The sequence below is a fragment of the Stenotrophomonas sp. Br8 genome (genome assembly GCF_014763005.1).
GTDB classification, from domain to species: Bacteria; Pseudomonadota; Gammaproteobacteria; order Xanthomonadales; family Xanthomonadaceae; genus Stenotrophomonas; species Stenotrophomonas lactitubi.
Map to the genome: position 1 here is coordinate 92536 of NZ_JACGTN010000023.1, position 19190 is coordinate 111725.

Consider the following 19190-nt stretch of genomic DNA (forward strand, 5'->3'; position numbering starts at 1 on the left):
GGCCGGCACGGGTGGGCGATGGCGATTGCCATCGCCGGGTGGATCAGCGCGCGCTGTCGACCACAACGGTCGCCGCGACGGGCACGGTCTCCGCGTCCTCGGCGATCTGTCGCGGCGCGCTGTCGGCCACGTTGACGCCCAGGTAGCGCTGCATCAGGTCCTGCACGATCGGACTCTTGCCGGCGAAGCCTTCGATCGACTTGCCCAGCGAAACCGCCTTGATCAGGTTTTCGAACATGCCGCCGTCTCCACCGATCAGGTCGATGTCGGCATTGCGCAGTGCGCTGGCGATCACGCCCGCGTTCTCGCGCGAGACTTCCTTGCCGGCTTCGATCGAAGCCAGGGCCTGCTTGAGGCTGTTGTCGAGCATCATGCGGAACTCTTCGTGGCCACGTGCCTGGTCGCTCAGCGAGGCGATCGCTTCGAACTTGCGGACCAGGCCTTCGGCTTCGGCCAGCAGCTTCTTCTGCACCACGCCGGCTTCGGCATTGCCCAGCGATTCGGTAGCCGTGGCGCGGGCCAGGCCCATCTTCTCTTCGCCCTGTGCCTGTGCCTGCAGCGTCTCGGCCAGCACGCGCGCCTCGTTGCTGCCCTGCTTCAGGTTCGCTTCGGCCTTGGCTTCGATCACGCGTGCTTCGGCGATGCCGACCTTCTCGATGGCCAGCGCCGACGCTTCGCGTACCTGCGCTTCGGCAAGACCCGGTGCGGCCTGCTCGGCGCGGAACGCATCGGCCAGCAGACGCTTGGCTTCGGCCTGCTTGCCGGCCGCTTCGTGCTCGGCCTGCGCCAGCGTGGTCAGCTCCACCGCACGATGCTTGGACGCGGTCTCGCGGGCCTGCGCTTCCTTCACTTCGCGCACCAGCGATTCCTGCGCCTTCGCCTCAGCTTCCAGGATCAGCACCTGCTTCTGGCGGTCGGCCTCGGAGACTTCGCGCACTTCCTTGATGCGCTCTTCTTCCTGCGCCACGGTCTTGTCGATGGAGATGCGTTCGCGGGTGATGTTGGCCACGTCCATCTTGCCCTGCTCGACCACCTTGTCACGTTCCACGCCCTGCAGCTGCACTTCGCGATCGGTGGTGACCTGCTCCAGCTGGCGTGCACGTTCGACGCGCTCGGCTTCGATGGCCACGGCGCGTTGGCGGTTCTGTTCGGCTACTTCGACTTCGCGCATGCGGTTCTGCTCGCGGATGTCGATCACCTGCTGCGCTTCGATGCGGGCGTTCTCGGACAGCTGGCGCTGCTCTTCCTGCACCTTGGCGGTCTCGGCTTCCTCGCGCGCACGGATGGTTTCGATCTCGCGCTTCTGCCGTGCCTCGGCCTCGGCCTGCTGCCGTTCAAGCGCCAGCAACGCTTCGCGCGCTTCGACGTTCTTCTTGGTGATGGCCAGCTTCTCGTTCTGCTCCAGCTCGTTGGTCACCACGTTCTGCGCAGCGGTCAGCTCGGTGATCTTGCGGATGCCCTGCGCGTCGAGGATGTTGAACTGGTCCAGCAGCGATTTCGGCGTCTGCTCGAGGTAGTCGATGGCCACGTCTTCCAGCACATAACCATTGAGGTCATTGCCGATCACCGCGATGATCTCGTCGCGGAATTCCTGGCGCTTCTCGAACAGCTCGGTGAAGTCGAACTTCTTGCCGACCGTCTTCAGTGCTTCGGAGAACTTGGCGTTGAACAGCTCATCGACCGCGTGTTTGTCCGAGGCGCGATCAGCGCCGATGGCCTTGGCCACGCGCAGCACGTCGGCCTGGGTCTCGTTGACGCGCAGGTAGAACGCCACGGCGATGTCGGCGCGCATGTTGTCACGGCAGATCAGGCCTTCCTTGCCGCGACGGTCGATCTGCAGGGTGATCAGGCTGATGCGCATCAGCTCGGCGCGGTACAGCACGGGAATGATCAGCGCGCCGGTGAAATGCACTTTCGGGGTCGCACTCATGTCGTTGACGATCAACGCCACGCCCTGGTCGACCTTGCGGTAGAACGCCTTGAACAGGCCGGCCACGCCGAGCAGGAGGGCAAGCACGCAGCCCACGATGAAGAGGAAGGGGAGCACGGAAGCCAACGTCATTGATGATTCTCCTTGTTGCCCGGAAGCAGGTTGTCCTGGAAGTCGAGGGCGACCGCGTCGGCGCGGACCACCCGGTAATGGTGTTGTGCAGCCACGTGCTCGACCAGCACGATGCGCTCGCCACGCTGCAGTTCGATGTCGCTGCGGATCTGCAGGACCAGGCCGGCACCGCCGTCATCGACGGTGGCATGGCCACTGCGTGCGTCGACCTTCGGCGAAGCGACCACGCCAACGCGGCCCAGCAGCGAGGCCTGCGGCACCGGGCGCAGGCGCAGCAGGAAGCGGCGGATGGGACGCAGCAGCAGCGCGGTGACCGGCACGGCCGGCAGTGGTGCGAGCACCGCCACCACGGTGCCCAATGACCAGCGCAGCAGGTCGGGCAACGGCAGCAGCAGGTACAGGTGGATGAAGTAGGTGAGGGTCCAGGCGAACAGGCTCAGCAGCGTCACCACCACCATGAGCGGCACACCGCCCAGCCCCCAGCGCGCCAGCAGGGCGGACAGACCGCTGAGATGGGCGTCGCCTTCGAGGGCGCCGTCGGCACCGGCCTCGCCGAAACCGTCATCGACCAGGCCGAAGGCGGCAATCCCCCAATACAGAACCGCCACCGCCAGCGCGACGCTGTACGGGAGGGTCGGATAACCGAGCACGACGGTGAGGAATTCCTGCATCGTTTGCCTTCCTGGGCTGGGGCGCCAAGCGCCCGTTCGGAGCACGCCAACAGCGGCTCCGTCGATCCTCGTGCCGGCCCTCATGGCCAGCACGCTTGGGATCATCCTATGTGAAGAAGGTGTGCAGGCTCAAATATGAAGGCCGGACACGCCAGAACTGACCGTGGTTCAATCCAGCACGGCGCAATCGGAGCGGCGGACTTCTTCCACGAACGTGCGCATCTTGTAGCCGTCCTTGATGCCCGGCTCCAGTTCGATGCCACTGGACACATCCACGCCCCACGGCAGGGTCGCCAGCACGGCGTCGTACACGTTTTCGGGGGTCAGGCCACCGGCCAGCAGGAACGGACGATGCAGTCCGGTCGGCACGCGCGACCAGTCGAAGGCCACGCCGGTACCGCCGCCGCCGCCCGGGGCATGGCTGTCGAACAGGAAACCGGCGGCGCTGGGGTAGCGCAGCTGCAGGGTGCGCGCATTGATCTCCTCACGCCCGCCCATGGCGATCGCCTTCAGGTACGGCATGTTGAAGCTGCGGCAGAAGCTTTCGTCTTCCTCGCCATGGAACTGCAGCAGGGTCGGCCGCACGGTGCGCAGCACCTCACGCACTTCTTCCTTGCTGTTGTTGCGGAACAGCGCCACCACGTCGACCATCGGTGCGATCGCCTGGCGCATCGCGCGCGCTTCGGCCGGTGCGACCCGGCGGCTGCTCTCGCGGGCGAAAATGAAGCCCACCGCGTCCACGCCCAGCTCGCCGGCCAGGCGCACGTCGCCGGCGCGGGTCATGCCACAGAACTTGATGCGGGTACGGTAGTAGGAGCGGCTCATAGCGTTACCTCGGCGGGCAGATGCCAGTTGTCGGGGTACAGCGGCCCCAGGAACACCAGTCCCTGCGGAGGAGCGGTGGGACCGGCTACGGTTCGGTCGCGCCCGGCCAGCAGTTCGGCGATCCACTCCACCGGTTTCTCCCCACTGCCAACCAGAATCAACGAGCCGACAATATTGCGGACCATGTGATGAAGGAATGCATTGCCACGCACCGCCACCTCGATGACGTCGTCGTGGCGGCTGACCTGCAGCGACTGCAGTTCACGCCGCGCATGCAGGGCCTGGCACTGGACGGAGCGGAAGGCGCTGAAGTCGTTCTCGCCCAGCAGGGCCTGCCCGGCCAGGTGCATGCGCTCGGCATCGAGCGGACGGCGCTCCCAGCTGAGGGTCTGCCGACCCAGCGCCGGGCGTACCTCGCGGTTGAGCAGGCGGTAGCGGTAGCGTCGTGCCCGCGCGGAGAAACGGGCATGGAAGTCATCGGCCACCGGCACGCACCAGCGCACCGCGATCGAACGCGGCAGGCGGGTGGTGGTGCCGAGCATCCAGGCGCGCGGATCACGCACCACGTCGGTCTCGAAGTGCACGACCTGGCACTGGCCATGCACGCCGGCATCGGTGCGGCCGGCGCAGACCACCTGCAAGGGGGTATCGGCCACCGATGACAGGGCCTGTTCCAGGCTGGCCTGGACACTGGGTCCGCCCTCGCCCAGGTTCTGCCATCCCCTGAAATCGCTGCCGTCGTACTCGACGCCGAGCGCGTAACGCATGTGCTACCTCGATGTTGCGGGTGGGGCGGCGCTCAGGCCGGGTCGCGCTCGGACCAGACCGCCAGTTCATTGCCACCGGGCTCGACGAACTGGAAACGGCTGCCGCCGGGAAAAGAGAACACGGTTCGCACGATCTCGCCACCGGCCGCGCGCACCGCCGCTTCCATCGGCGCCAGCTGGTCGGCATACAGCACCAGCAGTGGCGCGCCTTCGCTGGCACGCTGCGGTTGGCCGCGGAAGAAGCCTCCCTGCAGGCGGCCGTCATCGAAGGCGGTGTAGTCGCTGCCGTAATCGACAAACGACCAGCCGAACACGTCTTCGAAAAAGACGCGACTCGCAGCCGGGTCGCTCGAGGCGAATTCAACGTAGTCGAGACGGCGTTCGCGGGTCATGGCAGACGGGCCAGCAGTTCGCGGGCCTGCGCCTGGCAATGCAGATCGCCACCTTCGGCCACCTCGTGCAGCAGGGTGCGCGCAGTCTGCGCGTCGCCCAGGTCCAGATAAGCGATGGCCAGTTCCAGCCGTTCCTGGCCGACACGCGGGGTCCAGTCATGGCCACTGTCTGCCGGAGGCACGGCAGCGTCCTCGGTGGCAGCATGGTCGTCGTGCAGGTCGACCGGTCCAGCCGTCCCGTGCTCATGCGGTTCGGCCGGCAGATCGAACACACCGCGGAACTGCGGCTCCTGTTCGGCCTGCAGCGCGTAGTCGGGTACGGCCACCTCGGCGGCCTCGGTCGGCGTGACCGGGGCTGCAGCATCGTCCCAGCGCGGCAGATCGTTCACCGCAGCAGGCAGTTCAGCCAGCGCGTCCTCATCAAGCTCACCCGCCCGCCACTCGGCCGGCGAGGCATCCTCACGGATGTCCGCATCCGGCGCATCATCGTCGGCAGTGCTGGCCCAGGCCGGCATCGCCGGTTCCTGGCGTCCGCCTTCGGCCGCGAAACCCACCCCGGCGTCCTGCTCGGCCAGGGTATCGAGCGCGGCACCTGCCGGCAGCGCTGCGGCCAGGCCGGCGGCATCGTGTTCCTCGCGCAGCGGCGGCAGCGGCGAGGGCTTGCGACGACGCAGCAACCAGGCGCCCAGGGCAACCAGCACCAGCAGCGGCAGGCCCAGCCAGTACCACGGCGTGCCGGCGCCCGGCGCACCCGGCGCCTGTGCCAAGCGCTGCTGCGCGGCGGCCAGGTCATTGTCCTTCATCGCGATCAGTGACTGCTGCTGCTCCTTGAGCTTTTCGAGCTCCGCCACGCGCTGCTTCAGATCGCCGATCTCGGCATCGCGGGTGGCGATGTCCTCCTTGGCCTGGCGCAGTTGTTCGTTGCCCAGCATGTCACCCTCGCTGCCGGCAGTGGTGCCGGTGGTTGTGCCCGCGTGCGCGGCGTCGGACGCCAGCGCCGGAGCGATTTCAAGTCGTGCCCCTGTGGCCGCAGCCGGGGAAGAAACGCTGCCATCGGCCTTGGCCACCGGCATCGGGGCGCCAGCCGGCTGCGGCACGGTGCGTGCCTGTCGCCACTGCGCGGCATGCTCGCGAACCAGCGCGGCGGCCTCGGCCGCATCCACCGCGGCCAGTGCGCTATCGCCCGGCATGCGCAGCACCGCGCCCTGCTTGAGCAGGTTGACGTTGCCTCGGATGAAGGCTTCGGGGTTGGCACGCAACAGCGCGATCATCGCCCGGTCGCGACTGATCTGATTGCCACGGGCCAGCGACCCGGCAATCTGCGAAAGGGTCTGCCCGCGCTGCACGGTCACGCTGCCGTCTGCGGCCAGTGCCGGTGCTGCCGGTGCTGCTGGTGCTGGCGCAGATGCCGCAGCGCGCGGACGCGGTGCAGCAGGTGCAGCAGGTGCGGCAGGTGCAGCAGGTGCGGCTGCCGGCGTGGCTGGTGCCGGCTCGGCTGCCGTTGCAGCGGCGGCAGGCGCATCGCGGACGATGGTGTCCGACAGCACGCCGGCCGGCGCGACGATCTCCGGTTCGGCCACGGCCAGTGCGCTGGCCGGTGCATCAACCAGGGCCGAGTACTCACGCACCAGCCGACCCTGGCCCCAGTCGGCCTCGACCAGGAAGCTCAGCGACGGTGTTTCCACAGGCGTCTGCGAGGTAACCCGCACCACCGCCCTGCCCTGTGCGTTGCGGGTCAACTCGAACTGCAGCTCGCTGACCAGGCCAGCCGGACGCTGCAGGCCAACGCGCTCGAAGGTGACCGGCGAGGCGAGCGCGACGCGCAGGTTCTCAAGTTCGGATGGATCGGCCGAGATCACCGGGATCTCGGCCAGCAACGGCTGTCCCGGCTTGGACAGGACCCGGATGTCGCCCAGCCCCAGGGCCATGGCCGAACTGCTGACCAGGGCCAGCAGCGCGGCGGAGAGACAGGTGAGCGGACGCCGTGCGCCCTTGGCTCGTTTATTCATGGGCGACACTATAAAGCGTGCGGACCACGGTCCGCACCCATGTAGAGCCGAGCCCATGCTCGGCTGCTTGGGGAGAGCCGAGCATGGGCCCGGCTCTACAGAAAAGGCCGGGCGTTGCCCGGCCTCTCCATCAGCGCGTCTCGGCGGCGACCAGTTCGGCCAGCTGCACCGCGTTCAGGGCAGCCCCCTTGCGCACGTTGTCCGACACGATCCACAGGTTCAGGCCGCGCGGATGCGACAGGTCCTCGCGGATGCGTCCGACGTACACCGCGTCCGTGCCCGAGGCATGGGTAACCGGCGTCGGGTAGCCACCGGCTTCATGACGATCCACCACCTCGATGCCCGGCGACTGTTCCAGCAGCGCGCGCGCTTCGGCCACGGTCACCTTGTCACGGGTTTCAATCGCCACCGATTCGGAGTGGCCGTAGAACACCGGCACACGCACGGCGGTCGGGTTCACCAGGATGCTGTCGTCGCCCAGGATCTTGCGGGTCTCCCAGACCAGCTTCATCTCTTCCTTGGTGAAGCCGTTGTCCAGGAAGTCGTCGATGTGCGGGATCAGGTTGAAGGCGATCTGCACCGGGAAACGCTGCGGATCGATCTCCTGGAAGCTCAACAGCTGGCCGGTCTGCTTGCCCAGTTCTTCCAGCGCCGAACGGCCACCGCCGGACACCGACTGGTAGGTGGACACGTTGATGCGCTCGATGCCGTACTTGCGATGCAGCGGTGCCAGCGCGACCAGCATCTGCATGGTCGAGCAATTCGGGTTGGCGATGATGCCGCGCGGACGGTTGCCGACCTGGTCCGGGTTGACCTCCGACACCACCAGCGGCACGTCGTCGTCGTAACGGAAGGCCGAGGAGTTGTCGATCACCACCGCGCCAGCGGCGGCGAATTTCGGGGCGTATTCCTTGGACACGCTGCCACCGGCCGAGAACAGGGCGATGTCCACGCCACTCGGGTCGAAGGTGGCCAGGTCCTGGATCTTCACCTTGCTGCCGTTGAACTCGACTTCGCCGCCGGCCGATCGCTCGGAAGCGAGCAGGCTCAGGGTGGCGACCGGGAAATCACGCTCGGCCAGGATGGCCAGCATGGTCTCGCCGACCGCACCGGTGGCGCCGACGATGGCGACGTGGAAGCTGCGTTGTGCATTGCTCATGGGGGAACTCTCACGAAAACGGGAAGGGGGAAAACTCACGCACGACAGCTGGGTTCGGGGAGCCTCCTCGGATGGATGCGCGGAGGTTCCCTATCGTTTCCCGCTTTTTTCATCCATCGAGGCGCGCGCGGCAAGGGCCGCGTCGGCGTTGATCGCGCTCGGCATGCGCGCCGGACTGCCGTCCAGGCCAAGCCCGGCCAGCAGATTGTCCACGGCCATCTGCACCATGGCCGTGCGCGTGGCCAGCGAGGCGCTGCCGATGTGCGGGGTCAGCACGATGTTGCGCAGCGCCAGCAGTTCCGGCCGCACGTTCGGCTCGCCTTCGTAGACATCCAGGCCAGCGGCCGCCAGACGACCGTTGGCCAGTGCATCGGCCAGCGCAAGTTCGTCGACGATGCCGCCGCGGGCGATGTTCACCAGCGTGGCAGACGGCTTCATCTTCGCCAGCGCGGTGGCGTTGATGATGTGGTGCGAAGCAGCGGTGTACGGCAGTACGGTCAGCAGATGGTCGGACTGCGCCAGCAGCGTGTCCAGATCCACGTAGGTCGCGCCGAGCGCGGCTTCGGCGTCGGCCGGCAGCCGCGAACGGTTGTGGTACAGCACCTTCATGCCGAAGCCGTGCGCACCGCGACGGGCGATGCCCTGGCCGATGCGGCCCATGCCGAGGATGCCCAGCGTGCTGCCATGGATGTCGGCACCGAGCATGGTCTGGAACGACCACTGTCCCCATTGCCCCTCGCGCAGCCAACGCTCGGATTCGGTGATCCGGCGTGCGGTGGCCATCAGCAGGGCGAAGCCGAGATCGGCGGTGGTCTCGGTGAGGACGTCCGGGGTGTTGCTGGCGAGGATGCCGGCGGCGCTGAGCGCGTCGACATCCAGATTGTTGTAGCCGACCCCGACATTCGCGATCACCTGCAGCTGCACGGCGTCGGCAACCTGGGCCGCGCCGATGCGCTCGTTGAGGGTGATGATCGCGCCGTCAACGTCAGCCAGCTGCGCGGCGATCTGCTGCGGCGACCAGGCGGTGACGGTATCGGTGGTGCGCAGCTGCACGCGATCGCGCAGCGGCACGATGGCCGCGTCGATCAGCGGCTGGCTCACCCAGACCGTCGGCCGCGTATCAGCCATCAAGCTGGCTGGGAATGCGCGGAGTGATGGTGCCGACGTCGCCGCACTGCGCGCGGTGGCGCAGCGCCTGGTCCATCAGCACCAGCGCCATCATCGCCTCGGCGATGGGGGTGGCGCGGATGCCGACGCAGGGATCATGGCGGCCGGTGGTGACCACCTCCACCACATTGCCGGCCGTATCCAGCGATTCACCCGGCAGGCGCAGGCTGGAGGTCGGCTTGAGCACCATCGAGGCGACCACCGGCTGGCCGGTGGAGATGCCACCGAGAATGCCGCCGGCGTGGTTGCTGGCGAAACCCTGCGGGGTCAGCAGGTCACGGTGTTCGGTGCCCTTCTGCATGGCGCTGGCGAAACCGTCGCCGATCTCCACGCCCTTCACCGCGTTGATGCTCATCAGTGCGGCAGCCAGTTCCCCATCGAGCTTGCCGTAGATCGGCTCGCCCCAGCCCGGCGGCACATTGTCGGCGACCACGTCCACGCAGGCACCGACCGAATCACCGGACTTGCGCAGTGCATCCATGTACGCCTCCAGCTCGGGCACCTGTGCGGCGTGCGGCCAGAAGAACGGGTTGTCCTCGACCACCGACCAGTCGAAACCGGCCGGGGTGATCCCGCCCAGCTGCGACAGGTAGCCGCGCACGGTGATGCCGAAGCGTTCGGCCAGCCATTTCTTGGCGATCACGCCAGCGGCTACGCGCATGGTGGTCTCGCGCGCCGAGGAACGGCCGCCGCCACGCGGGTCGCGGATGCCGTACTTGTGCCAGTAGCTGTAATCGGCATGACCCGGACGGAACTGCTGGCCGATGTTGCTGTAGTCCTTGCTGCGCTGGTCGGTGTTGCGGATCAGCAGCGCGATCGGGGTGCCGGTGGTCAGGCCCTCGTACACCCCGGACAGGATCTCGATTTCGTCGGCCTCACGCCGCGCCGAGGTATGCCGGCTCTTGCCGGTGGCGCGACGCTGCAGGTCGTGGCTGAATTCGGCCGCGTCCAGCGCCAGCCCCGGCGGGCAGCCATCGATCACGCAGCCGATGGCCGGCCCGTGCGATTCGCCGAACGTGGTGACGGTGAACAGCTTGCCGAACGAATTGGAGCTCACGGGCGCTGTGCCGCCAGTTCGGTGATGCGTGCGCTGTGGGCGATCAGCTCGCGGCACTCGACCGCGAAGATGCCCATCTGGCCGACCTTGAATTCGACCCAGGCGAAATCGACTTCCGGCAGCAGCTTGATCAGGTGCTGTTCGGATTCGCCCACTTCACAGATCAGCAGGCCGTCCTCGCTCAGGTGCAGCGGCGCGTCGCGCAGGATCTTCAGCACCAGGTCCAGGCCGTCGTCGCCGGCACGCAGGCCCATCTCCGGCTCGTAGGAGTATTCCTGCGGCAGGGCATCGGTCTCGTCGTTGGTGACGTACGGCGGGTTGGTGACGATCAGGTCGTAGTGGCGGCCGGTCAGGCCGTTGAACAGGTCCGACTTCAGCAGGGTCACGTTGTGCGCCTGCAGGCGTTCCTTGTTTTCTTCGGCCAGCGACAGCGCCTCATCGCTGAGGTCCACGCCGTCCACTTCCCAGTTCGGGTAGTAGTGGCCCATGGCGATGGCGATGCAGCCCGAACCGGTGCACAGGTCCAACGCGCGGCTGACGTCGCGGCCAGCCAGCCACGGCTCGAAGCCGCACTCGATCAGCTCAGCGATCGGCGAGCGCGGCACCAGGGCGCGCGTATCGCTCTTGAAGCTGAGGCCGGCGAACCAGGCTTCACCGGTCAGGTAGGCGGCCGGGATGCGCTCGTCGATACGGCGCTGGAACAGCTCCAGCACCGCCAGCTTCTCTTCGCGCAGCAAGCGCGCCTGGCCGTAGGCCGGGCCGAGGTCGTGCGGCAGGTGCAGGCCGTGCAACACCAGCTGGGTGGCCTCGTCCAGGGCATTGTCGTAGCTGTGCCCGAAGGTCAGGCCCGCAGCATTGAAACGGCTGGTGCCGTAGCGGATCAGATCGATGATCGTATGGAGTTCGGCGGCCGTTTCAGCGGTCATGGCGGTACTGCGGGCAAAGTGGCCCCCGATTATAGGGGTTGCCGCCTGCGCCGGCATCCGTTGCGGCAGAAACGATCCAGTCGCAGCCGGTATGATGGTGGCCACTTCCTGCGGCGGAATCCCATGTTCAATCGCAACGTCGGCATCATCCTGCTGATCGCCCTGGCGGCGGGCCTTGGCCTGCTCGCCGCCCAGCAGGTGTTCGCGCCGAAGCCGCCGGCCGGGCAGCCGGCCACCGAAGCGATCACCCTGTACCCGCAGCCGCGCGCCCTGCCCGACTACAACCTGGCCCAGTCCGACGGCACGCGCCTGATTCCCGGCGAGCTGAAGGGCCACTGGACCCTGGTGTTCCTCGGCTTCACCTTCTGCCCGGACGTCTGCCCGACCACCCTGGCCGAGCTGGCCGGTGCGCAGAACCAGTGGGAAGCCCTGCCCGACGGCCTGCGCCCGCGCGTGCTGTTCGTCTCGGTCGACCCGGAGCGCGACACCGCGACCCGCCTGGGCGAGTACGCCCATGGCTTCCACAAGGACACCCTGGCGGCGACCGCCGACATCCCCTCGCTGGAGCGCTTTGCCACCTCGCTGGGCTTCGTGTTCCAGAAGGTGCCGGGCAAGCACTTCGACGAGAATCCCGAGGATTACACCCTCGAGCACTCTGCCAGCCTGGCCGTGCTCGACCCGCAGGGCCGGCTTGCCGGCCTGGTGCGGCCCCCGTTCAACGCGCCGGCGATCGCCCGCGACCTGCAGAAGCTGACCGAGAAATCCGCCCCATGAGTCTGACCACCGCCCTGACGTACGTCCTGCCCCACCGCCTGCTGTCCTCGATGGCGCGTTCGCTGGCGTACTCGGACAACCCGCGCGTATCGCGCTGGCTGATCGACACGGTCACCCGCAAATTCAACGTCAACCTGGATGAAGCGGCCAACCCTGACCCGCGCAGCTACCCGACCTTCAACCAGTTCTTCACCCGCGCGCTGAAACCCGGCGCGCGCGTGGCCGATGCGGATCCGCGCAGCCTGGTGATGCCGGCCGATGGCCGCATCAGCCAGCTCGGAAAGATCGACGCCGGCCGCATCTTCCAGGCCAAGGGCCAGTCCTTCACCGCCGCCGAGCTGCTGGGCAGCGCCGAGGATGCCAAGCCGTTCAACGATGGGCTGTATGCCACGGTGTACCTGTCGCCGCGCGACTATCACCGCGTGCACATGCCGTGGACCGGCACCCTGCGCGAAACCGTGCACGTGCCCGGCCGCCTGTTCAGCGTTGGCCCGGCCGCGGTGAACAACGTGCCAGGCCTGTTCGCACGCAACGAACGCCTAGTCTGCCACTTCGACACCAGCTTCGGCCCGATGGTCAGCGTGATGGTCGGTGCGCTGCTGGTGTCGGGCGTGGAAACGGTGTGGAGCGGTGAGGAGATTCCGCACTACGGCGACCGCATCACCCGCAAGGATTACCGGGGCCGCGGCATCACGCTGCAGCGCTTCGAAGAGATGGCGCGCTTCAATTACGGCTCGACCGTGATCGTGCTGCTGCCACCGGGGGTGGCCGAATTCGCCCCGCATCTGGATGCAGAGCATCCGGTGCAGCTGGGCCAGGCACTGGCGAAGCTGCGCTGAGAAAAGAGGACGGAGGGGATTAAGTCGTTTGTGACACAAACGACTTAATCCCCTCCGTCCCCTTTTTGCTTACTGCAGGGTCGGCGCCGGGCCGACGTCCATGCCGTCGTAGTCTTCCACGCCCATCTGCGTGGCCAGCGCGCTCAGTTCCTGGTTGCGCTTGTCCAGCGAGGTTTCGTCGTGGACTTCCACGCGCTCCACGTGCAGCACGTGGAATGCAGCGTCACCGTCCTCCGGCTCCTGCTCGAACAGTTCCACCAGCACATAGCCCTGCGCCTGCAGGTGGGTGCCCAGTGCCTGCAGCGGCTCGGCGGTGGAGTGCACGAAGAAGTACCCCCACAGCAGCGGGGCATCCAGGTCCCAGTCGGTGTTCTCGCGAAGGTTGGTGAACAGGTTGCGGGTGTCTTCGATGTCCATGCGATATCCAGATTGCAGAAAAATTATTTGTCGCAGCCCTGCAGCTTCAGCACCTGGCCGTGGCGCAGGCTGTAGCCGGGGGCCTTGAGGCCATTGGCGCGGGCCAGCACCGGCACATCGCACTGGAACTTCGCGGCGATCCGGCCCAGGGTCTCCCCCTTGCCGACCTTGTAGCTGCGGGCCGGCTTGGCACGCGGTGCCGGCGCCGGGCGCGGCGCAGCCACGGGCGCTGCGGGCGTGGTCGGCACGCTGCTGGCGGCATTGGGATCGACCACCGGCACCACCCCGCCCACGGCCACGCTGCCGGTATAGCTGGCGGCGCTGGGGCGCACGATCGCGGCATTGAGGTCGGCGGTGATCAGGGTGCGTGCCAGATCCGCACGCGGGCCGCTGACGCAGTTGCGCGCGTACAGGCCGGCAATGCGGTTGGTGGCGTTGATGAGGGTCCCGGCCGGGATCCAGCCATCGGCCTCATAGCGCGGGTTGAGGTTGCGCAATGCGCGCATGTAGCCATCGCGGGTGCCATGGCTGCCCAGGCAGATGGTCAGCTCGTAGATCGTGGTCGAGCGCGCCAGGCGGATGGTGGCCGGCTGTGCATTGATCTTCGGGAACTCCACGCCGTACTGCTGCGGGTGCAGGAAGATCCAGGACGCGGCGATCACCATCGGCACGTAGTCCTTGGTCTCGCCGGGGAACTGGTTGTAGACGCTGTCCACCCAGAAGCTCTGTCCCGGGTACTGCTTGTAGACGCGCGCCGCGCGGCCTTCGCCGCCGTTGTAGCCGGCCAACGACAACTCGACGTTGTTGTTGAGCTCACGCATGCGCTCGTTGAGGTAGGTCGCGCTGGCTTCGGCGGCGCTGCGCGCATCAAAGCGGGTATCGAAACCGGTACCGTCCGGGCCCAGGCCGAAGCGGCGGCCGGTGGCCGGCATGAACTGCATCAGGCCTGCGGCGCCGGCACGTGAGGACGCATGCACGCGGCCATTGGACTCCTTGGCCATGATGCCGAACAGCAGCGCCTCGGGCAGGCCGCGCTTCTCCCATTCCGGCCACATCACCGCGCGCAGGTTCTGGTAGTTCTCGTAGGTGGTCATCAGCGCCGGGCGCATGTCGGTCAGCCAGCGGCGGATGCCGGCCTGCACGGCCGGGTTGTATTCGACCATGTTGTCGAAGGCATGGCGCTTGTCGTTGAGCAGCGCCGCTGCGCGGGCGGCCTCGGGCACGTCGGCAGCCAGCGGGCCGACATGGTCCGGGTCGGCTTCCAGGCGGTCGCCGGCTTCATCGGCCACGTCATCATCGGCGGCGGCATCGGCGTCATGCTTGAGCAGCCGCTTGTAGGTCGCCAGCATGTTGCTCATCTGGCACCCCTTCTGCTTCACGCACTCGCTGATGACATCTTCCATGTCCTCCAGCGCGGCATCAGCCTCGTTGCGCCCCTTCGGATCGGCGTTGGCCACCAGCAGCACGGCATCGCTGTAGCGCTTCTCGGCAGCCGTCATGCGCTGCTGCAGTGTATCCACCTTCACCTTGTCCCGGGCCGAAACCCGCTGTGCGTGGGCCTCCGGCGCCAGGGAAACCAGGCCAGCCAGGGCCAGCAGCGGCCAGGTACGGGAAATCAGGACAGGAACGGGCATTGGTGGCACTGTGTATGAAACAGGCAGGCAGAGTAGCGGCGCTGCCAAGGTCGGGGCAAGCCGACCTTCGGCCCGTCACTGTCGGCGGTTAACATTGGCACATTCATCACAAGGGCTGGACCATGGATCCGATTCTGCTCGGCAAAGGCATCACCGACGATGTGGCTGTCACCCTGCTGCCGAAACTCGGCAACCGCCATGGGCTGGTGGCCGGCGCCACCGGCACCGGCAAGACCGTGACCCTGATGACCCTGGCCGAGGGTTTCTCGCGGATCGGGGTACCGGTGTTCCTGGCCGATGTGAAGGGCGATGTGTCGGGGCTGGCGGTGCCGGGTACCGGCGCCGAGAACCTGCTCAAGCGCGCGGCCGAGATCGGTGTGGGCGACTACGCCCCGGCGGCCAGCCCCACCGTGTTCTGGGATCTGTACGGCAAGCTCGGCCACCCGGTGCGCACCACCGTGAGCGAGATGGGCCCGACCCTGCTGGCACGCATCCTGGAATTGAACGACACCCAGGCCGGCGTGCTCGACATCGTGTTCAAGCTGGCCGATGACCGCGGCCTGCTGCTGCTGGACATGGACGATCTGCGCGCCCTGCTCGGCCTGGTGGCCGAGGAGCGCAAGGACATCTCCACCGAGTACGGCCTGGTCAGCGCGCAGTCGGTGGCCGCCATCCAGCGCGCCCTGCTGCGCCTGGCGCAGGACGGCGGCGAGCACTTCTTCGGCGAACCGGCGCTGGAACTGGCCGACATCATGCGGGTCAACCATGATGGCCGCGGTGTCATCGGCATCCTTGCCGCCGACCAGCTGGTGCTCAAGCCCAAGCTGTACTCCACCTTCCTGCTGTGGCTGCTGTCGGAGCTGTTCGAGCAGCTGCCGGAAGTGGGCGACCTCGACAAGCCGAAGCTGGTCTTCATTTTCGACGAAGCGCACCTGCTGTTCGACGATGCGCCCCCCGCACTGGTACAGCGCATCGAACAAGTGGTGCGGCTGATCCGTTCCAAGGGCGTGGGCGTGTACTTCTGCTCGCAGTTCCCGGACGACGTACCGGCCAACATCCTCGGCCAGCTCGGCAACCGCGTGCAGCACGCGTTGCGCGCATTCACCCCGCGCGACCAGAAGGCGGTGAAGACCGCCGCGGAGACCTTCGTGCCGAATCCCAAGCTGGATGTGGTGAAGGTGCTCAGCCAGCTCGGTACCGGCGAGGCGCTGGTGTCCACGCTGCAGGACAAGGGCGTGCCGATGCCGGTGCAGCAGACGATGATCGCCCCGCCGCGCTGCCGCATGGGACCGGTCACCGAGGCCGAACGTACGCAGGTTCGGGCCGGCAGCCCGGTCGGCACCCGCTACGACACCGCCATCAACCGCGAATCGGCGGCCGAACTGCTGGCCCAGCGCGCGCAGAAGGCGGTTGAGAAAACCGATGCACCGGCCGCACGCAGCCGTGAGCAGGACGAGGCGCAGGAAGGTGGCTTCGGACAATCGATCAAGGACGCGATCTTTGGCACCAAGCGCCGCCAGGGCATGATCGAGACGATGGCCAAGCAGACAACGCGTACGGTCGGTACCAAGCTGGGCAACCAGATCGTGCGCGGCATCCTCGGTGGCATCTTCGGCGGCAAGCGCTGAGAACTCCGGCAGCACCTTCGCGGCGCGCCGGCAGCGGCGCGCCGTATTTGTTTCATTCCGTACGAGAAGCCGCATTACATGTCGCGTTGGCGTCCCCCCGCAGAAAAGAGCACCGCGCTGATCACCGCAGCCGGCCATGCACGCTTGAAAGCCGAGCTGGATGAGCTGTGGCGGGTACGTCGACCCGAGGTGGTCAAGGCGCTGGCTGCGGCCGCAGCCGAAGGTGATCGCTCGGAGAATGCCGAATACACCTACCGCAAGAAGCAGCTGGGCGAGATCGATCGTCGCGTGCGCTACCTGACCAAGCGCCTGGAATCGCTGCGCGTGGTCGACACCACGCCGACCGATCCGCAAGCGGTGTTCTTCGGTGCCTGGGTGGAGCTGGAGAACGTGGACAGCGGGCAGACCAGCCGCTACCGCATCGTCGGGCCGGATGAGACCGATGCAGGACTGGGCTGGATCAGCATCGATTCGCCGTTGGCGCGGGCCTTGTTGAAGAAGCGCCTGGATGATGAGTTTTCGGTGGAACTGCCCAGTGGTCATCACACCTTTGCGGTGATCGATGTCGAGTACGAGACTGCGGCCAAGGGCTGAGCCTCTGCCGGGCAGCAGCGCTCAACGAGCACGGGCTCGGCTCTACTGGAGCGGCAGCGGCGGCGGATAACGACGCCCTTCGCGCAGTGGGCGGAAATAATCGTCGTTCGCGTAGAAGGCTGGTGCCTGATCGGCGTGCCAGCCCGGAATGCCTGCCAATGGCAGCGGGCGCAGCTCCAGAGGGTCGAGCAGCACTCTGCCCTCGTCGATGGCCTGCGCGACCACATCGATGCAGCCGGCATCGTCATCGCCCTGCAGCACGATGCATTTACCCACCAGCAGCCGGCCCGGCAGCAGCGCCTGTTCCATCAAGGCATGACCAAATACAGCGGCAATGGCGATCCGCCCTGACTGCCAATGGCTCGGTTCGAACAACGCGCGCCAATCGTGAGCATCCCAGGCTGCCAGTGATGCCCGGTCGCGCACATGCACCACCACGCCGGTTTCATCGAACTGGGTCAGCGCAGCCTGCGCGCGGTTGCGCTGTCCGGCGGCCATGCGCTCGATGTGCCGGCATTGCTGCGCGTTGAGTGCGCGCTTGATCGGCAGGTAGCGTGCCCAGGCCAGGGCATTGAACAGGTCGTGCCAGTTGTCGGCACGGGTGGCGATGCGCCCTTCGGCGATGCGCGTTTCATAGTGCAGGCCATCGGCCAGCAGCGCCGCATCCTGTTCAACAATGCGCTTGCCCGGCAGCGCCAGGCGCGCGTCCAGGTCGGACACGCGCGGCCAGTCCGCTGTGGTCAGCAGATCAGCGAATTCGGCGATACCGGCAAACACCGGATGATCGAACGCAGACCGATCCACCGCCGCGCGCAGCGGTGCCACGAAGCGGCGGGGGCCGCCATCAGCAGCCTCCGCCCCGGTCACAGCACCTTGAGGTCGAAGGCCGGGCGCGTGGTCGGCGGCAGCGCGTCGCCGTAGAGGTCGTGCTCGTCGCTCTCGGTGATTTCCACGTCGACGAACTCACCCACGCGCAATGTCACCTGGTCGGCGTTCTGGATATGCACCAGGCCGTCGATCTCCGGCGCATCGGCCTTGGAACGGGCCACGGCGATATCGCCTTCGATGGCATCGACCAGGCATTGCTGCACCGTGCCGATCTTGGCTTCCAGACGCGAGGCCGAAATCTGCGCCTGCTTTTCCATGAAGCGCGCCAGTCGTTCCTGCTTCACTTCTTCCGGCACCGGGTCCGGCAGGTTGTTGGCCGTGGCGCCCTCGACGGGCGAGTAGGCGAACGCACCGACGCGGTCCAGCTGCGCTTCGTCCAGGAAGGACAGCAGCTCTTCGAACTCGGCCTCGGTCTCGCCCGGGAAACCGACGATGAAAGTCGAACGCACGGTGATGTCCGGCGCGATGCGGCGCCAGTTCTGCACGCGCTCCAGGGTCTTTTCGACCGCGCCGGGGCGCTTCATCAGGCGCAGGATGCGCGGGCTGGCGTGCTGGAACGGGATGTCCAGGTACGGCAGGATGCGGTTCTCGGCCATCAGCGGCACCACGTCATCGACGTGCGGATACGGATAGACGTAGTGCATGCGCACCCACGCATCCAGCTCGGACAAGCCTTCGCACAGTGCCTTCAGCCGGGTCTGGTAAGCCTTGTCGCGCCACATCTTCTCGGCGTACTTCACATCCACGCCGTAGGCAGAGGTGTCCTGCGAAACCACCAGCAGCTCACGCACACCGCCACGCACCAGGCGCTCGGCTTCTCGCAGCACGTCATCGACCGGGCGCGAGACCAGCTTGCCGCGCATCGACGGAATGATGCAGAAGCTGCAATGGTGGTTGCAGCCCTCGGAAATCTTCAGGTAGGCGTAGTGACGCGGGGTCAGCTTGATGCCGTAGTCCGGCACCAGATCCACGAACGGGTCGTGCTTGGGCGGCAGCGCCGCGTGCACGGCTTCCATCACGCTCTGGTAATCCTGCGGCCCGGACACCGCCAGCACGTTCGGGTACGCCTCACGGATCTGCTCCGGGCGTTTGCCCAGGCAGCCGGTGACGATGACCTTACCGTTCTGGTTCATCGCCTCGCCGATCGCATCCAGCGATTCGGTCACCGCCGAATCGATGAAGCCGCAGGTGTTGACCACCACCACGTCGGCCGAATCGTAGGACGGGACGATGTCGTAGCCTTCCGACCGCAGCTGGGTAAGGATGCGCTCGGAATCGACGAGGGCCTTCGGGCAGCCAAGGCTGACGAAGCCGACTTTGGGGTTCAGCTGGGACATGGAATCGCGGGACTCTGGGGGCCTGGGCCCCTGCCGGCATGGCA

At 67.0% G+C, this 19190-nt stretch carries 18 protein-coding genes; 4 read left to right on the plus strand and 14 right to left on the minus strand.

The genetic code is table 11. The features are described from left to right. Positions 1 to 43: 43 nt before the first annotated feature. The 10 genes from H3005_RS18820 to prmB form a co-directional block, all read right to left on the minus strand. Entirely contained in the window at positions 44 to 2062 is a 2019-nt protein-coding gene (locus H3005_RS18820) for a hypothetical protein (protein ID WP_191078760.1), read from the minus strand. Then, a complete protein-coding gene (locus tag H3005_RS18825; RefSeq protein WP_089236317.1) occupies positions 2059 to 2733 on the minus strand; it encodes a DUF1449 family protein in 675 nt (224 codons plus the stop codon). The genes H3005_RS18820 and H3005_RS18825 overlap by 4 nt, the downstream gene beginning before the upstream one ends. 168 nt (positions 2734 to 2901) lie before the next feature. Further along, entirely contained in the window at positions 2902 to 3558 is a 657-nt protein-coding gene (locus tag H3005_RS18830) for a phosphoribosylanthranilate isomerase (protein WP_100553111.1), read from the minus strand. After that, entirely contained in the window at positions 3555 to 4325 is a 771-nt protein-coding gene (gene truA, locus H3005_RS18835; RefSeq protein WP_089236319.1) for a tRNA pseudouridine(38-40) synthase TruA, read from the minus strand. Before truA ends, H3005_RS18830 begins: the two co-directional genes overlap by 4 nt. A gap of 32 nt (positions 4326 to 4357) precedes the next feature. Continuing rightward, the gene (locus H3005_RS18840; protein ID WP_100553112.1) at positions 4358 to 4717 is read right to left on the minus strand and encodes a VOC family protein; all 360 of its coding nucleotides are present in this window, start codon (positions 4715 to 4717) and stop codon (positions 4358 to 4360) included. Next, positions 4714 to 6726, minus strand: coding sequence for a FimV/HubP family polar landmark protein (locus H3005_RS18845; RefSeq protein ID WP_191078761.1), 2013 nt, complete (start codon positions 6724 to 6726; stop codon positions 4714 to 4716). The genes H3005_RS18840 and H3005_RS18845 overlap by 4 nt, the downstream gene beginning before the upstream one ends. A gap of 130 nt (positions 6727 to 6856) precedes the next feature. Continuing rightward, a complete protein-coding gene (locus tag H3005_RS18850) occupies positions 6857 to 7885 on the minus strand; it encodes an aspartate-semialdehyde dehydrogenase (protein ID WP_089236322.1) in 1029 nt (342 codons plus the stop codon). A 90-nt stretch (positions 7886 to 7975) separates the two neighbouring features. After that, positions 7976 to 9013 carry a D-glycerate dehydrogenase gene (locus H3005_RS18855; protein ID WP_191078762.1) on the minus strand — a complete coding sequence of 346 codons (1038 nt, stop codon included), beginning with the start codon at positions 9011 to 9013 and terminating at the stop codon, positions 7976 to 7978. Further along, positions 9006 to 10109 (minus strand): chorismate synthase, encoded by a 1104-nt coding sequence (gene aroC / locus H3005_RS18860; protein ID WP_191078763.1) that lies wholly within the window; start codon positions 10107 to 10109, stop codon positions 9006 to 9008. Before aroC ends, H3005_RS18855 begins: the two co-directional genes overlap by 8 nt. Then, on the minus strand, positions 10106 to 11035 hold the full coding sequence (prmB, locus tag H3005_RS18865; RefSeq protein ID WP_191078764.1) for a 50S ribosomal protein L3 N(5)-glutamine methyltransferase: 930 nt from the start codon (positions 11033 to 11035) through the stop codon (positions 10106 to 10108). The genes aroC and prmB overlap by 4 nt, the downstream gene beginning before the upstream one ends. Positions 11036 to 11158: 123 nt before the next feature. On the opposite strand from prmB, the gene H3005_RS18870 reads away from it, so the two are divergent. Next, positions 11159 to 11809, plus strand: a complete 651-nt coding sequence (locus H3005_RS18870; protein ID WP_025876141.1) for an SCO family protein — start codon at positions 11159 to 11161, stop codon at positions 11807 to 11809. After that, on the plus strand, positions 11806 to 12648 hold the full coding sequence (asd, locus tag H3005_RS18875) for an archaetidylserine decarboxylase (RefSeq protein WP_099819031.1): 843 nt from the start codon (positions 11806 to 11808) through the stop codon (positions 12646 to 12648). Before H3005_RS18870 ends, asd begins: the two co-directional genes overlap by 4 nt. A gap of 69 nt (positions 12649 to 12717) precedes the next feature. Here asd and H3005_RS18880 read toward each other — a convergent pair whose 3' ends face one another. Together H3005_RS18880 and H3005_RS18885 are read right to left on the minus strand one after the other, a co-directional pair. Beyond that, on the minus strand, positions 12718 to 13065 hold the full coding sequence (locus H3005_RS18880) for a ribonuclease E inhibitor RraB (RefSeq protein WP_089236327.1): 348 nt from the start codon (positions 13063 to 13065) through the stop codon (positions 12718 to 12720). 23 nt (positions 13066 to 13088) lie between these two features. After that, positions 13089 to 14699, minus strand: coding sequence for a transglycosylase SLT domain-containing protein (locus tag H3005_RS18885; RefSeq protein WP_100553116.1), 1611 nt, complete (start codon positions 14697 to 14699; stop codon positions 13089 to 13091). 122 nt (positions 14700 to 14821) lie between these two features. On the opposite strand from H3005_RS18885, the gene H3005_RS18890 reads away from it, so the two are divergent. Both H3005_RS18890 and greB read left to right on the plus strand, forming a co-directional pair. Beyond that, a complete protein-coding gene (locus tag H3005_RS18890; protein WP_100553117.1) occupies positions 14822 to 16327 on the plus strand; it encodes a helicase HerA-like domain-containing protein in 1506 nt (501 codons plus the stop codon). A gap of 78 nt (positions 16328 to 16405) precedes the next feature. Then, positions 16406 to 16921, plus strand: coding sequence for a transcription elongation factor GreB (greB, locus tag H3005_RS18895; protein ID WP_100553118.1), 516 nt, complete (start codon positions 16406 to 16408; stop codon positions 16919 to 16921). 42 nt (positions 16922 to 16963) lie between these two features. Here greB and H3005_RS18900 read toward each other — a convergent pair whose 3' ends face one another. Together H3005_RS18900 and rimO are read right to left on the minus strand one after the other, a co-directional pair. Next, complete coding sequence (locus H3005_RS18900; protein WP_191078765.1) at positions 16964 to 17788, minus strand: DUF3025 domain-containing protein; 825 nt, start codon at positions 17786 to 17788, stop codon at positions 16964 to 16966. Next, entirely contained in the window at positions 17785 to 19146 is a 1362-nt protein-coding gene (gene rimO / locus H3005_RS18905; protein WP_180166311.1) for a 30S ribosomal protein S12 methylthiotransferase RimO, read from the minus strand. The genes H3005_RS18900 and rimO overlap by 4 nt, the downstream gene beginning before the upstream one ends. Positions 19147 to 19190: the final 44 nt, after the last annotated feature.